The following is a 14,549-nucleotide window of genomic DNA, read 5'->3' as shown; positions in this document are numbered from 1 at the left end:
GGCCGCCTTTGTCTGGTTATGTGGCGGGCTTACTGCGTCACGAAGCAGCTGCCGCCCGCCGACTTGAACTTGGTGCACAGATTGACTGCAGCGTCCTTTGTACCGGCCGGGATACGAACACGGTAGAATGTACCCTTGCCGGCAATCTCGGCCTGCTTGATATCGACACCGCGACCGGCGATCACGCCGGGATAGCGCTGGGCGAGCGAAGCATAGGTCTTCTGCGCGCCTTCCGCCGTCGGCTGCGAAGCAACCTGGATCAGATAAGTGCCCGGTGCCACGGCAGAAGCAACCTGCTGCTGCGGCTGACCGGCCGGCTTTTGCGGCGCGACGCGATCAACAACGTTCAAGGGCTGATCGGCCGGACGGGAGTCGACAATCGGGACATTCTTCGGCGCAACGGAGGCAACCGTCTCTGCCGTGATCTTCCTCGTCTCGACCGCCTTGGCCGGCAGCTTGCCGGTTGCCGGAGCCTGCGGCTTGGCAACCAGGGGCTCAACCGCCGGTTTTGGCGTTGCAGGATTGCTGGCTGCCGCAAGCGAGCCGATCTGATCGTTGCCGTCGGGCATCGCGCTGACCGGTGCCGGAGCCGCCGGGGCGGGACGCGCCATGGGCGCGGCGGCAGGACCCGAAGCGACGGGATCGGCAGCCTGCGGAATGGCGGCTACCATTGTACCATCGGGCTTCACGACCATGGTCTGAACCTTGCGCGGTGCGATGGCGCCGTTCGGCTGGGCCTGCTCCTCGCTCGAAGCCATGTTCGCAGCGGCGGGATCGACCCTCTCCTCGGCCTTGGTCCCGGCAATATCCTCATCCGTATCGGCAGTCAGATCGACCGGTTTTTCCTGGGTCGTGACAAGCTGCTGCTGCTTTGGCGGCGATGTATCCGCCGTCGCACCCTTTTCATAAACGATCTTGTCCTGGACAGGCGCAGTCGTGTTCGCCGCGCTTTCCGGCTGAACCTTGATCGGGGTTTTGTCGGCCATGATCACCACAGGCGCGCCACCCGATCCGCTGGTCCATTTATAGGCAACGGCACCGGAAACGGCGAGAAGAACGGCTGCCGCTACGGCACCCGGTACAACGAAGCTGCGTTTGCGGCTCATCGGCTGGGCATAGGTCGTTGCAGCCATGCCGACATCGTCGCGTTTTGGATCGTAGCCAAAATCCATGTCGTCTTCAGGACCGTTGCTGTAGCTGCTGGCAACCGGGCGGGACTGATGCGCGCTGGCAGCAGCTACTCCGACAGCCGCCGCTGCGGCGACACCGGCTCCGGCAGCCGCATAGTTTGCCGGGGTATAATGTCCCTGCTCAGCCTCATTGCCGAAGACATCGGCAAAAATATCGGCATATTCATCCTTCGCGGCTGGCGCCGGTTGCTGCGGCTCCTCCTGCGGTGCCGTATAGGCCGCACGGGTATCATCAGCCTCGATCGAGCCGAAGACTTCAGCAAATTCGGTTTCAAGCTCGCCCAGGCCATTGTGCTGCGGAACATCGTCTTCGTAGTGCACTTCAGGCAGATCGAGCGACTCCGTGTACTCGACCCGGTTCTCGGTGACCGCCACGGTGTGAACATCGGGCGCAGAGGAGATTGACGAGGCCGCGCGATCCAGCTCATCCGCATAGCCGCTCAAATCCTGCGGCTCCGGCAGATGGTGGGTTTCTACAGCAGCCAAGGGCGCAACGGGAGCAAGCTCCGGCTCGCGAACGGCCGCATAGGAATGCACGGGGCTCTGGTAACGGGGCAGCTCTGCTTCCAGCGCGTGCGCCGGAACAGCTTCGTCTTCCACATCCAGCGGCACTTCGAAATCGTCGAAGGCGGCCATCAGTTCTTCCGTGTCGAAATCTTCAAGCGGATCGCCCTGGACCGCTGCCGCCTCTTCGTGCACCGGAGCCGGCGCGTAAGCAGCCGAAGCCGGGACAGGCGCGGCCTGATAGGCCGCAGGTTCCGGCACATAGGCCGGCTTCGCCTCGGCCACCGGCTGGGTGACGGACGGCGCATAGGAGGTTGCGCGGCTGATAATGGGAGCAGCTTCCGTACGGCCGATGACCGGCGCTTGCGAACCATAACCCCAGGAAGCGTTTGCCGAACGCTGAACCACAGGCTTCGCCGCACCGGCAAGAAGCGTCTCAAGTTCATCTTCAAGGCTTAAGGACGGCGCCGCAACGACAGCGCGTTCCGGCTGCGCCGGTTCGGGTACAAAGCTGACAGGCTCGTGCCCATCGCGCCCCTCGCCCGTTTCGCCGTCGGCATAAACGGCGTCCGGCTCGTAGTCGGCGTAGTCGGGTTCCTCATAGATCGCGACGGGCTCGGCTGCGGCATGCGCATAATCCGCATTCGACATCAATTCCCGTTCCACCGCATCCTGAAGATCGAAGTGAGCAAACCGATCCGGCTCAGCATGACTGTGCACGGGCTCCGGGGCTGCCGCCGGGGCGGCACGCTGAGGATGCTCCTCAAAATCGCCCATGAGCTCGCGCTCCAGATCCATAGCAAGATCCTCGCCCGATCCGGTTGCCGCGTGCTCCTCTTCGACAGGCGTTCCCATGATACGGGAAAGCTCCATCAGAGGGTCGTCATTACCGAATCGCGAATCATCCTGCCGGTGAGAACGCTGAAGATAGTTGTCCGCCATGGCGTTAATCCTGTACTCTCAACTATGGACGTCAAAAGACGTCACGCATTGGCCATACCAGCGCAATGTGGGCAAAAGTTGACAGGATTTCCGCGCCTTTCAGCGCATTTCGGTTGGGGCGTCCGCACCAATGATAGACAATCCGGACGCCAAAACCTTAGAAACAACCTGCACCAGCCCTAGCCTGGCTTGGGACAAGTTTGGATCGTTAACCTTAATAAAACGTAAGTCCGCGTTTTCGGTCCCCTTATTCCACTGCGCGTGCAGCGAACTTGCCAGGTCGTAGAGGTAGAAAGCAAGGCGGTGCGGCTCCTGATGGACGGCCGCCGTTTCAATCAAACGCGGGTATTCGGCAAGCTTGCGGATGAGCGCAATTTCGCTTTCGTCCGTCAGCAAACCGAAGTGCTGGGCACTGGCCGCCAGTGATTCTTCGCCCAGCCCAAGCTGTTCGATCGCCTGCCGGAACACGGAATGGCACCGCGCGGAGGCATACTGGACGTAGAAGACCGGATTGTCCTTGGAATGTTCGGTGACCTTGGCGAAGTCGAAATCCAGCGGCGCGTCATTCTTCCGGTACAGCATCATGAACCGGACGGGATCGCGCCCGACTTCTTCCACCACATCGCGCAGGGTGACGAATTCGCCCGAGCGTTTCGACATGCGCACCGGCTCGCCATTGCGATAGAGCTTGACGAGCTGGCAGATGAGAACCGTCAGCTTGGCCGTACCGCCGGAAACAGCGCGTGCCAGCGATTCAAGCCGCTTGACGTACCCGCCATGATCGGCCCCGAGCACATAGATCATCTCATCGAAGTGCCGGTCGTACTTGTCCTTGAAATAGGCAACGTCGGCGGCAAAATAGGTGAACTGTCCGTCAGACTTCACCAAAGGCCGGTCGATATCGTCACCCACGTCGGTCGAACGGAACAGGGTCTGCTCGCGATCTTCCCAGTCCTCCGGCAGCTGGCCCTTGGGCGGCGGCAGCTTGCCCTTGTACACATGTCCCTTCAGCGTCAGGTCATTGATCGCCGACCTGATCTGCTTGGCGTTGTCCGCATGCAGCGTCCGCTCGGAGAAAAACACATCGTGATGCACGTTGAGCGAGGCAAGATCGTCGCGGATCATCACCATCATGGCATCAATGGTCCGGTCCTTGATGATTGCGGTTGCCTCTTCTTCCGGCATTGCCAGAAGTTTCGTACCGTAATCGGCGGCAAGCGCCTGCCCGACCGGAACAAGATAGTCGCCGGGATAAAGGCCAGCCGGAATCTCGCCGATATGCTCACCCAGCGCTTCGCGGTAACGCAGCATCACCGAATTGGCAAGCACATCGATCTGCGCGCCCGCATCGTTGATATAATATTCCTTGGTCACGTCGTAACCGGCGAAGGACAGGAGATTGGCCAGGGCATCGCCGACAACGGCGCCCCGGCAATGCCCCACATGCATCGGCCCGGTCGGATTGGCTGAAACGAACTCGACATTGACCCTATGGCCATAGCCCAGCTTCGACCGGCCATAGTCGAGACCGGCGCCCAGCATGCCGGCCAGTTGCCCGTGCCAGTACGTATCCTTCAAGCGCAGGTTGATAAAACCCGGTCCGGCAACGTCAACAGAGCCGACCTCCGGGTCATTTTTCAGCGCGTCGCCGATCCGGATCGCCAGTTCGCGCGGGTTTTGGCCAACGGCTTTCGACAGAACCATCGCGGCATTCGTTGCGATATCACCGTGACTCGGATCGCGCGGCGGCTCAACGCCAACGCGGGACAGATCCACATCGGCGCCATCAATGGTTTTCAATTCAAGCGCTTGCAGGGCTTTTTTAATCCGCGCATCGAAATCGGCGAAGATGTTCATGACGTTATACTCGATCGGGTTTTTCACGTTGGTGCGGTCGTGTGACCGCGATTGGCCCTTCGCTTAAGCCAATTCGGGCGTATGGTCAAACAAGCGGCGATGCTCGCGCACAGCATAAGTGTCGGTCATGCCCGCCAGGAAATCCGCCACAAGCCGTGCGCGCGGCGCCAAACCGTCGTGTTTTGGCCCCTCGCGCCAGCCTTCCGGCATCGTCTGCTCGTCGGCCATATAGGCATCGAACAAATCACGCACGATCTGATCGGCGGACTTTCTGATGCGGATGACGCTCTCGTGGAAATAGAGATTCTTGTAAAGGAATGATTTCAGCCGTTTTTCCTTGTCACGCATGGCAGCGGAAAACCCGATCAGCATGCGTCCGGCATTGTGAATATCGTCCACGCATTGCGGTTGCAGCGCTTCGATGTTGGTTTGGGCCGTGCGGATAACGTCTTCGACCATGATGGTGATCTGCCGCCGCACGATTTCGTGCGATGTACGGACATCATCGAGAACAGGATATTTCAGCCGCACTGCGCGCAGGATGTCGCCCGTCAGCGGAACCTCCTCCAATGCCTCCAGCGACAGCAGCCCGGAACGCAGGCCATCGTCTATATCATGCGCGTTGTAGGCGATATCATCGGCAATTGCCGCGCACTGCGCCTCAAGCGAGGCATAACGGCTGAGTTCGAGGTCATATTGGCTGTTGTACTCGACAATGGCGGCCGGCACGGGGTGCTTCAGTCCCACGCCATCCGCTCCCGTCAGCGGACCGTTGTGCTTCACCAGCCCTTCAAGCGTCTCCCAGGTCAGGTTCAGCCCGTCGAACTCCGCATAGCGCCTTTCAAGGCTGGTCACGATACGCAATGACTGGGCATTGTGGTCGAACCCGCCAAACTCCTTCATTTTTTCGTTGAGCGCATCTTCGCCCGTATGGCCGAACGGCGTGTGACCGAAGTCATGCACCAGGGCAATCGCCTCGGCCAGATCTTCATCGAGCCGCATCGACCGTGCCAATGCCCGGGCAATCTGCGCCACTTCGATCGTGTGGGTCAGCCGGGTGCGGTAGTGATCCCCCTCATGGGCGATGAACACCTGTGTCTTGTGCTTCAGGCGCCGAAAGGCGGTGGAATGGATGATGCGGTCGCGATCACGCTGGAAAACCGTGCGTGTCGGACTCTCATTTTCCGGTACGAGGCGACCGCGACTGCGTTGCGGATCGCAGGCATAGGGCGCCCTCTCCCTGTATCCGAAGCCAATTCCCTGCATCGACATGATTGAATTGAATGCCTTCCCACTTTGCGGCCGCGCCGGTCGTTGACTTCGCGGTCGCCAATTCTTAGCTATGGTGTATGATGAATGGCAAGGTGTGACATGGCAATGTCAACTTAAGCCGGAGCGCTGCGAACTGGTTCGCATTTGGAGCGTGAAGAAATGAGCGATGCAATGAATGTTTCCGTATCCGATGCTGCTGCCAAGCGCATTTCGGCAATTCTGAAGTCCGATCCCGAGAAGACCGCCCTGCGCATTTCCGTCGAAGGCGGCGGCTGCTCGGGCTTTTCCTACAAATATGATCTGGTCGATGCGCAGGACGCCGATGACATCGTCATCGAGAAACTCGGCGCAAAGGTGCTGATCGATTCGATATCCCTGCCCTATATCGGCGGTTCCGAAATCGACTTTGTCGATGACCTGATGGGACAGTCTTTCCAGATCCGCAATCCCAACGCCACCTCGTCCTGCGGCTGCGGAACCAGTTTTTCCGTCTGACCGGCGTTTCAGATTTCGCGCAATCAAAAACTCAGCAAAGTCGTTGTTTCCCATGAAAATTGTCACCTGGAACATCAATGGTGTGAAAGCGCGGATCGAAGTTCTGACAGCGTGGCTGCGGGAATCCAATCCGGACATCGTCTGCCTGCAGGAAATCAAGTCCGTCGACGAGCAATTTCCGCGAGCCGAGATCGAAGCCCTCGGCTATCACGTCGAAACCCACGGCCAGAAGGGCTTCAATGGCGTTGCCATCCTGTCGAAGAAGAGCCCGGACGAAGTAATCCGCGGCCTGCCCGGCGAGGATACCGACGAGCAGTCGCGCTTCATCGAAGCGGTATTTTCGACGGAAACCGGCGCCATTCGCGTTGTTTCGCTGTATCTGCCCAATGGCAATCCCATCGATACGGAAAAATTTCCCTACAAGCTGCGCTGGATGGAGCGTCTGGAACGTTGGGCGGAAGACCGGCTTGCCCTGGAAGAACCGCTTGTCCTGGCGGGCGACTACAATGTCATTGCCCAGCCGAAGGACGCCAAACACCCCGAAGCATGGCTGAATGACGCGCTGTTCCAGCCGGAATCGCGCCAGGCACTGCGCCGGCTGGAAAACCTCGGCTTCACCGATGCGACCCGTGCCGTCACGGATGAGGCGGGGACATATACATTCTGGGATTATCAGGCCGGAGCCTGGCAGAAGAACAATGGCATCCGCATCGACTACCTGATGCTGTCGCCCGAGGCCGCCAATCGTCTCACCTCCGCCAGCATCGAAAAACATGTCCGCGCCTGGGAAAAGCCGTCGGATCACGTCCCTGTGGCAATCGCCTTGGCATGATTTGCGGCTGAAGACCCTACCGGGTCAGCTCAGGCTGGCTCTTCCCGATCAGAAATCGCCCGTTTTGATAATGTCTTCGGCAAGCACGATGGCCGTCCGGCGATCGGCCTCGTTGGCAATGGAAAACGCCTGTTCCTGAATATCGCCGATCCAGACGCGATCCTGTTTGGATGCCCGCTCGAATGCGGCGGTCATCATGGCCAGCCCGCGCACGGTCTTTCCGGCCTGGAACAGCAGATTGCCCAGCATGGCCTGCGCACCGGCATGGCCCTTCTGGGCCGAAAGGCGGAACCATCGCGCCGCCTGATTGGGATTCGGCTGGCCGCCCTCACCCTTCATCAGCATCTTGCCGAGTTCGAACTGTGCATCGGAGTCGCCGAAATTCGAGGCGGCCTGCAGATAGAGATCGCGCGCGGCGCTCGGATTGGACTTGATCGGTGAGTTCGGGATGCCGCGTTTCACATAACCGGCAAGGGCCACGAGCGCATCGGCAACATAACTCTCGTTCTGCGTGCCCTGTTCGGCGCCCTCGTGCACGACCTGCTCGAACATCTTGTAGGCTTCGTAGTCATCTTCCTTGACGCCGTCGCCTTCCGCATACATGCGGCCGAGCTTCCAGTTGGCGCCCTGATGGCCCTTTTCCGCGGCAAACCTCAACGCCTTGACGGCTTCATCCTTGTCGCCCTTCTTGTAGGCGGAAAATCCGAACTTGAAGAGGGCGAAAGGACTGGAATCCTCGTTCATCTCATTGCTGGTGTCGAACGCGTGGCAGGGCAGCGTCATGACACTCAAAGCAAGCCCGATCCCGAAAAACGGAGCGGCGAAGCGATCAACAATGAGCATGGCAATACACTTCCTTTGCCCGGACCGGATGCGTCGCAGCCTTGCTGCGCCCGGCACCCCCTGTCAGGACACGATTGACGGCGACACCGGCGAAAACGCCGCCTGCCACCCCGTTTTGAGCGCATATCGTTTGCGCTGCGGATGTTGTTGACGATGAATATGACGCATCATTCCAGCGATCGTTTGACCGCTTTCCGGCAATAGTACGGCCAGATACCAGGGAATGGGATGTGCCTGCAAAAATGGAATCGTCGGGGCAGCGCGTCAGTTCCGACATCGCATAAAGGCTGTTGGTGTAAGCCAGTAAGATCGGTTTTGCGTCCATCATTGCCCCGGGCGGAACATCGGCACCATTGCACGACATTTCTTCAACCACTTATCGGTCGCCGCCCTATCGAGGTGCTCCGGGTTTGTGGCGCAAAATGGGCAAAATTGCCCCTTGCCTCCGCCTTGCAAATCATCGCTCAGAAGTGTTGCTGAATCGTCACAAAACGTAATGGAGAAACTCTTACTTTCGGATTGCCGGCATTGCAGTGCACAATAAACCAACGTCCAAATACTGAAAAAGCCCGGTACGAATACCGGGCTTTTCTGTTCGATCCTGGTCGGATCAGAATTTCATCTTGCCGGAAAGCGATACGGCGGTGACGAGATCGTTGCCGAAGTCATAGGAAGCATCCACACCACAAGGCTGGTTGCCTGTGCACTTCGTCGGGCCGTAGGATCCGGACTTGAGGATGCCGATAGCGCCGCCCAAACGAAGTTCAACATTCTTGTTCGGCGAGTATGCGAGACCGCCGGACAGAAGGTAGGTGTCTGTCTGCGTAGTCAGGCCGGTTGTCGTGCCCTTGTCCCAGCTGACCTGCAGCTGACCGCTCCACTGATCGTTGAACTTGTGACCAACACCACCTGTAACCGTCCAGCCGTCCTGGAACATCAGGTCAAGCGACGTTGCGCGGACCGGAGACGATGCTCCGCAGGCAACCTTGCCCTTGGTTGCGGTGGGGCAGAAGGCGATAACGTCGAGAACGCTCCAGTCGACCCACTTGACCGAGCCATAGGCCAGCCAGTTCGGTGCAATACCGGTCTGAAGCTTGAGTTCAACGGACTGCGGCATCGTAGCAGTGCCATAAACGTCCGTGATCCGGCCGGAAAGCGGGTTCGTAGGCGTTTTGGGCAGTTGGGTCAGATCGAGCGTGCCGCCGATTTCGCCGAGGTCAACAGCCGCATTGTACATAAGGCTGGCACGGAACGCGATTTCAGGGATTTCATAAGCAGCACCAACGCGCCAGCCGACGCCGTCAGCACTCAGGTTCAGCCTGCCGGTGCCATCCAGGGCGCCATTTGTTGCAAGCGGAACTAGACCGTTCACCATACGCGTCTTGAAGCCATCGAGCTCCTGATAGGAAACGCCGCCGATGATGCGCAGCGAACCCTTGTCCGTAATGTGGAACTTGTAGGAGCAGGTCAGACCCCAGTCGTCAGAATTGATCTTGGTTTCGATGTTTGAGTTGTCGCCAGCCCATTTTGAGCCCGGCTTAGTGTGAACGCCCCAAGGCTGGCTGTATGTGCCCAGGCAGTCCAGATCAGGGGTGATGCCGACCTTCGCACCATATTTGAAAACGGTATAGTCAGGCGTCTCGCTTGCTGTGGATTTTTTGTAGTTCTCGTTATCCAATCCATCCTTACCAGGGTTTTTGGTAACGGATGTGTCCTTGGCATTCTTGATCTTGCGATCAGGCATAACGTAAATCACGCCACCTTCGGTCACAAAACGCTCTTCGCTGAAAAGAAGGTCCCAGTTGTAACCACCGCGCTCAAGACCCCCGGCCTGTGCAGCAGTAGCAACACTTGTCAAAAGAAGCGCGCTGCCGATGATTGTGGAAATAGTCTTAGTCATTAAGTCCTCCCCGAGACCTGAAAACCTCTGAACCCGCGATCAAAGTCCAGCAAAATTGTTACCAATACGTAATAGGTAACAAAGCGGGCGAATCGTGCAACTTGTTTGCGAGAGGGCTTGTGAACAGGTCCGAAGCACAAATTTTTAAAACATCGAAATTTCGTGACTTTTCGCCAGGGTTTCCCTGATTTTTTCAGCGGCAGACCCTTGCTTGAGGTCGGAAACAGCTGATTTTCAGCAAAAAAACGGCAATGTTGCTCAAATGCAACGGCGGCCAAAAATGACCGAATTGGGGCGAATGACTGTCGAAAATGGGGTGTGCTCCCCCGTCATTCAAGGGGAGCACGGAATAATTCAATCAAATTGAGAATCAATTAGCCCAAAATGATTAGTTTGATCAGCCGGCTTCGCTGACGCGACGTATAGCCGTTGTAATCTTTTCGATGGATGCCTGCAGCTCGACCAGCCGCTCGCGCTCCGCCTCGACAATTTCCGGCTTTGCATTGGCAACAAATTTTTCATTGCCAAGCTTCTTGCCGATCTTGTCGATTTCCTCGTTGATTTTCCCGGCTTCCTTGCCAAGGCGGGCAACTTCCGCCTTCACGTCGATCAGGCTGCCAAGCGGCAGGCATGCCGTCGCCTCGCCGATAACAAACTGCGCCGAGCCCTTGGGGGCTTCATCGGCGAGCTCGATCGTTTCAACACGCGCGCGCCATTTGATCGAAGCTTCATGGCGCACCAATCGCTCCTTGGTCACGTCACGCGCCCCGACGACCACCAGCGGCGCCGTGGCAGAGGCAGGAACATTCATTTCTGCCCGGACCGAACGGATGCCCGTCACCAGATCGATCAGCCAGTTGATATCCGCAGCGGCTTCCCCGTCGAGGAAATCCGGCTCCGGCCAGCCGGCATGGCAAAGCAAGGTATCGCGCATTTGTCCCTCGCCGGCCGTATGCGCCCAGAGCTCTTCCGTCATGAACGGCATGAACGGATGCAGCAGCTTGTAGATTTCATCGAGGACATAAGCGGCGCAGGCCTGTGCTTCCGCCTTGGCTTCCGCATCCTCGCCATTGAACACCGGCTTCAGCAATTCAATGTACCAGTCGCAGAACTGATTCCAGACGAACCGGTATGCCGCACCGGCGGCTTCGTTGAAGCGATAGCTCGTGATGCCGTCGGTGACGTCGCGCACCGCATTGGTCAGCTCCGTCAATATCCAGCGGTTGACCGTGAGCTTTGCGTCCTGCGGCCGGAAAGCCGGATTGCGCGCAACGCCGTTCATCTCGGCGAAACGTGTCGAATTCCAGAGTTTTGTCCCGAAATTGCGATATCCGGCAATGCGGCTCGGATCGAGCTTCACGTCGCGGCCCTGTGCCGCCATGATGGCAAGCGTGAACCGCAGGGCATCGGCGCCATATTCGTCGATCAGATCCAGGGGATCGATGACGTTGCCTTTCGACTTCGACATCTTGGCGCCGTTCTTGTCGCGCACCAGCGCGTGGACATAGACGGTGTGGAACGGCTCCTCGTTCATGAAATGCAGGCCCATCATCATCATGCGGGCGACCCAGAAGAAGATGATGTCAAAACCGGTGACCAGCACATCGGTCTGATAATAGGTGGCAAGCTCCGGTGTCTTGTCCGGCCAGCCCAGCGTCGAGAACGGCCACAGCGCCGACGAGAACCAGGTGTCGAGCACGTCTTCGTCGCGCGTGAGAATATCGCCGGGTTTCAGGTCTTCGAGAAGGTTCTGCACATGGGCCTTCATCGGCCCCTCATGCGCCAGATAATGCTGAATCGCAGCGCTGAGCGCTTCTTCCTCAGTCTTTTCAACGAAGACCTGGCCATCCGGGCCATACCACGCCGGAATCTGATGCCCCCACCAGAGCTGGCGGGAAATCGTCCAGGGCTGGATGTTTTCCATCCACTCGAAATAGGTCTTTTCCCAGTTCTTCGGCACAAAATTGGTGCGGCCCTCGCGCACGCTGGCAATGGCTGGTTTGGCCAGTTCCGCCGCGTTCACATACCACTGGTCCGTGAGATAAGGCTCGATCGGCACGTCACCGCGGTCGCCATGCGGGACCATATGCGTGTGATCTTCTATCTTTTCGAGATAGCCGCCCTCTTCCATCATCGCGACAATCAGCTTGCGCGCAGCAAAGCGATCCTTGCCATCGAGCGCATGAATCAGCTGATCGAGATGACTCGATTTCTCCAATCCTTCGAGGAAGTCGTTGTTATCCTTCAAGAAGATCGAGGCGTCGGTATTGAGAATATTGATCTGCCGCAGATCGTTGCGCTTGCCGACTTCCGCATCGTTGAAGTCATGCGCGGGTGTGATCTTGACCGCGCCAGACCCGGCTTCCGGATCAGCGTAATCATCCGCAACGATGGGGATGAGACGGCCAACCAGCGGCAGCAGGACATTATTATCGAGGACGGCATGATAGCGCTCATCGGCCGGATTAACGGCAACGCCCGTATCGCCCAGCATGGTTTCCGGCCGGGTGGTCGCAACAACGATATAGGTATGCGGGTTTTCCGGATCGAAAGCCACGTTCTCGAGCGGATAGCGGAAATGCCAGAGATGGCCCTTGATTTCGCGCTGCTCGACTTCAATGTCTGAAATTGCGGTCAGCAGCTTCGGATCCCAATTGACCAGCCGCTTGTCCTTGTAGATCAGCCCCTGCTTGTAGAGCGTCACGAAAACTTCCAGAACCGCCTTCGACAGCCCCTCGTCCATGGTGAAGCGTTCGCGCGACCAGTCGCAGGACGCGCCCAGACGCTTCAACTGGCCGGCAATGATGCCGCCGGACTCGGATTTCCATTCCCACACCCGCTCCACGAACTTCTCGCGGCCCATGGCGCGGCGGCCCGGCTGCTGGCGCTCCATCAGCTGGCGCTCGACAACCATCTGCGTCGCAATACCCGCATGGTCCATGCCCGGCTGCCACAGCACGTTCTTGCCGCGCATACGCTCGAAGCGCACGAGAATGTCCTGAATCGTGTTGTTCAGCGCATGGCCCATGTGCAGCGAACCGGTCACGTTCGGCGGCGGAATGACGATGGCGAAGGGATCCGCGCCGGGCTTCGAACCGGCTCCGGCCTTGAATGCGCCAGCGTCATCCCAGCGTTCTGCGATCTTCGGCTCTATGGCCGCGGCATCATAGGTCTTCTCAAGCATGCGAATAGTCCGTCATTTTTGCGGAAAAAGGTTAGCTACGGTGTAAACCGAATGGCTGGACATAAGTCAATGATGACTTGGCGAATGTCGACGATGCAATCTTGACTTAGAAGATCGGGACGCTACCGAATGAACTGTCGCACATCGCCGACTGTTCAGGGGGAAAGCATGAAATTTTACAAGCTCATCGCAGCATGCACTGCTGTGACAATTCTGGCTGGCTGCGGGGTATCTGAAGGCCGGTATAAGGAAGTACAAGGCCTCCTGGCAAAACCCGAGAGGCAAAAAGCCGAAATAGGACACTGCTCCAATATGTTCGGCAACATGCCGATGAAAAGTCGCCAGAACATAGCCGTCATATCAGGACTGAGCGTTTCGAGCATGCCAACGATCCTGTGCAAACGACTGGTTCAAGGCATTGTCAGCGGCAAGCTCACCCGTGCTGATGTCAATTCCGTGAGCAATGGCAACCTTACGCCGGGTGCGTTCAAGGTGATTCAGGGCAGATAGCCGCTGGAATGAAATCAGCGCTTGGCGCCCCGCGCCACGCGCTCGATTTCCTCACGCACCAGCCGCTCGACCAGATTGGGAAGATTGTTGTCGAGCCAGTCCTGCAGCAAGGGCCGCATGATTTCCTGCGCGATGTCATCGAAGGACCGGCGCTGCTCGTGCTGTACGGCAAAGGAAAGATCGTCAAACGCGGCACTGACCTGACGTTCCGTCGCTTCCGACAGGATCGGCTCCAGCGCACGCTCGAGATCGAGAGAAACCTCGTCGCCGATGGCAGCCTCGGATGCTTCAGGTGCCGGTACAACCGGTTCGACTTCCGGCGCCGGATCCAATGCTTCGGCCTGAGCCTCCCGTTCGACAACCGGTATCTGCGGCGGCACGGGGACAACAGGCGTTTGAATTTCAATCAAAGGTTCAGGCGCTGCAAAAGCCTCGGGCTCGGGCACGGCATAATCCGCCGGTTCGTCAATGACGGGCTCGGGGGCAAACGGGGCCTTCAATACCTCCGGCTGCGGTTCCGGCGGCGTTACGACCGCTTCGCGCTCGACAAGCTTGGACTGCAGCGACGAGAACGGCCTGCCCAATGGCGCTTCGTAGGCATGCGGCAGCGGATGCGAAACGGCAATGCCTTCGCGCGGCGGCAATTCCGCCTCCTCTTCGCTTGCATCATGGGCGTAAAGCGGCGTCTGGATTGCGCTGGCAGGAACTGGAACATCGGAATTGACCGGCGTCGGCACACCAGCCTCTGTCCGCGTTGTATCACTCTCTTCAATGATACGACGGATCGAGGCGAGAATCTCTTCCATAGAAGGTTCACGCGCCACGCTGGAGGATTGTGCCATGATACTCTCGCCTACTACATCTTGTTTCGCTGCCGAGCAACGAATCTGCATTCAGTGTAGAGGCTTACATTGTCTTTGAGAATCCCTGCGGCGGAGAATACGGCCTAACCCACAGACTTTTCTGGAACGGCACGCAACCGGCCATCCGCGCGTGAAAATGCCGCCGGCGTGATGACAC

The 14,549-nt window shown here is 58.4% G+C and carries 11 protein-coding genes; 3 read left to right on the top strand and 8 right to left on the bottom strand.

Translation table 11 applies throughout. From position 1 onward, the window contains the following. Positions 1–29 precede the first annotated feature (29 nt). The 3 genes from J1W56_RS10185 to J1W56_RS10175 all read right to left on the bottom strand — a co-directional run bounded on the left by J1W56_RS10185 (position 30) and on the right by J1W56_RS10175 (position 5,765). Positions 30–2,636 carry an SPOR domain-containing protein gene (locus J1W56_RS10185; RefSeq protein WP_223613158.1) on the bottom strand — a complete coding sequence of 869 codons (2,607 nt, stop codon included), beginning with the start codon at positions 2,634–2,636 and terminating at the stop codon, positions 30–32. Between the two features lie 99 nt (positions 2,637–2,735). Next, positions 2,736–4,493: an arginine--tRNA ligase gene (argS, locus tag J1W56_RS10180; RefSeq protein ID WP_223613157.1), complete on the bottom strand. Its 1,758-nt coding sequence runs from the start codon at positions 4,491–4,493 to the stop codon at positions 2,736–2,738. 63 nt (positions 4,494–4,556) lie between these two features. After that, positions 4,557–5,765 carry a deoxyguanosinetriphosphate triphosphohydrolase gene (locus J1W56_RS10175; protein ID WP_223613156.1) on the bottom strand — a complete coding sequence of 403 codons (1,209 nt, stop codon included), beginning with the start codon at positions 5,763–5,765 and terminating at the stop codon, positions 4,557–4,559. 159 nt (positions 5,766–5,924) lie between these two features. Here J1W56_RS10175 and erpA point away from each other — a divergent pair, with 159 nt between their 5' ends. Together erpA and xth are read left to right on the top strand one after the other, a co-directional pair. Continuing rightward, positions 5,925–6,260 (top strand): iron-sulfur cluster insertion protein ErpA, encoded by a 336-nt coding sequence (gene erpA / locus J1W56_RS10170; protein WP_162800193.1) that lies wholly within the window; start codon positions 5,925–5,927, stop codon positions 6,258–6,260. Positions 6,261–6,312: 52 nt separating this feature from the next. After that, on the top strand, positions 6,313–7,092 hold the full coding sequence (xth, locus tag J1W56_RS10165) for an exodeoxyribonuclease III (RefSeq protein ID WP_223613155.1): 780 nt from the start codon (positions 6,313–6,315) through the stop codon (positions 7,090–7,092). A gap of 48 nt (positions 7,093–7,140) precedes the next feature. Here the strand turns inward: xth and J1W56_RS10160 are convergent, their stop codons facing one another. From J1W56_RS10160 to J1W56_RS10145, 4 genes are all read right to left on the bottom strand, one after another. Further along, positions 7,141–7,935 carry a tetratricopeptide repeat protein gene (locus J1W56_RS10160; RefSeq protein WP_223613154.1) on the bottom strand — a complete coding sequence of 265 codons (795 nt, stop codon included), beginning with the start codon at positions 7,933–7,935 and terminating at the stop codon, positions 7,141–7,143. Next, complete coding sequence (locus tag J1W56_RS10155) at positions 7,922–8,311, bottom strand: hypothetical protein (RefSeq protein ID WP_223613153.1); 390 nt, start codon at positions 8,309–8,311, stop codon at positions 7,922–7,924. Before J1W56_RS10155 ends, J1W56_RS10160 begins: the two co-directional genes overlap by 14 nt. Before the next feature lie 234 nt (positions 8,312–8,545). Continuing rightward, positions 8,546–9,835, bottom strand: a complete 1,290-nt coding sequence (locus tag J1W56_RS10150; protein ID WP_223613152.1) for an OmpP1/FadL family transporter — start codon at positions 9,833–9,835, stop codon at positions 8,546–8,548. 397 nt (positions 9,836–10,232) lie between these two features. Beyond that, positions 10,233–13,019: a valine--tRNA ligase gene (locus tag J1W56_RS10145; RefSeq protein ID WP_223613151.1), complete on the bottom strand. Its 2,787-nt coding sequence runs from the start codon at positions 13,017–13,019 to the stop codon at positions 10,233–10,235. Between the two features lie 168 nt (positions 13,020–13,187). Between J1W56_RS10145 and J1W56_RS10140 the strand changes: the two genes are divergently transcribed. Then, positions 13,188–13,529: a hypothetical protein gene (locus J1W56_RS10140; protein WP_223613150.1), complete on the top strand. Its 342-nt coding sequence runs from the start codon at positions 13,188–13,190 to the stop codon at positions 13,527–13,529. Positions 13,530–13,543: 14 nt separating this feature from the next. On the opposite strand, the gene J1W56_RS10135 is transcribed toward J1W56_RS10140, so the two are convergent. After that, a complete protein-coding gene (locus J1W56_RS10135; RefSeq protein WP_223613149.1) occupies positions 13,544–14,371 on the bottom strand; it encodes a DUF2497 domain-containing protein in 828 nt (275 codons plus the stop codon). Positions 14,372–14,549: the final 178 nt, after the last annotated feature.

Origin of the sequence: Phyllobacterium calauticae (assembly GCF_019991125.1) — a bacterium.
GTDB classification, from domain to species: Bacteria; Pseudomonadota; Alphaproteobacteria; order Rhizobiales; family Rhizobiaceae; genus Phyllobacterium; species Phyllobacterium calauticae.
The sequence above is the reverse complement of the archived record's forward strand: the minus strand, read 5'-3'. Positions and strand labels throughout refer to the sequence as shown.

Bases quoted from the DNA above. Each gene is read 5' to 3' on its own strand.
- J1W56_RS10160 (WP_223613154.1), bottom strand. From the start codon at position 7,935: ATGCTCATTGTTGATCGCTTCGCCGCTCCGTTTTTCGGGATCGGGCTT.
- argS (WP_223613157.1), bottom strand. From the start codon at position 4,493: ATGAACATCTTCGCCGATTTCGATGCGCGGATTAAAAAAGCCCTGCAA.
- J1W56_RS10150 (WP_223613152.1), bottom strand. From the start codon at position 9,835: ATGACTAAGACTATTTCCACAATCATCGGCAGCGCGCTTCTTTTGACA.
- J1W56_RS10135 (WP_223613149.1), bottom strand. From the start codon at position 14,371: ATGGCACAATCCTCCAGCGTGGCGCGTGAACCTTCTATGGAAGAGATT.
- J1W56_RS10175 (WP_223613156.1), bottom strand. From the start codon at position 5,765: ATGTCGATGCAGGGAATTGGCTTCGGATACAGGGAGAGGGCGCCCTAT.
- xth (WP_223613155.1), top strand. From the start codon at position 6,313: ATGAAAATTGTCACCTGGAACATCAATGGTGTGAAAGCGCGGATCGAA.
- J1W56_RS10145 (WP_223613151.1), bottom strand. From the start codon at position 13,019: ATGCTTGAGAAGACCTATGATGCCGCGGCCATAGAGCCGAAGATCGCA.
- J1W56_RS10185 (WP_223613158.1), bottom strand. From the start codon at position 2,636: ATGGCGGACAACTATCTTCAGCGTTCTCACCGGCAGGATGATTCGCGA.
- J1W56_RS10140 (WP_223613150.1), top strand. From the start codon at position 13,188: ATGAAATTTTACAAGCTCATCGCAGCATGCACTGCTGTGACAATTCTG.
- erpA (WP_162800193.1), top strand. From the start codon at position 5,925: ATGAGCGATGCAATGAATGTTTCCGTATCCGATGCTGCTGCCAAGCGC.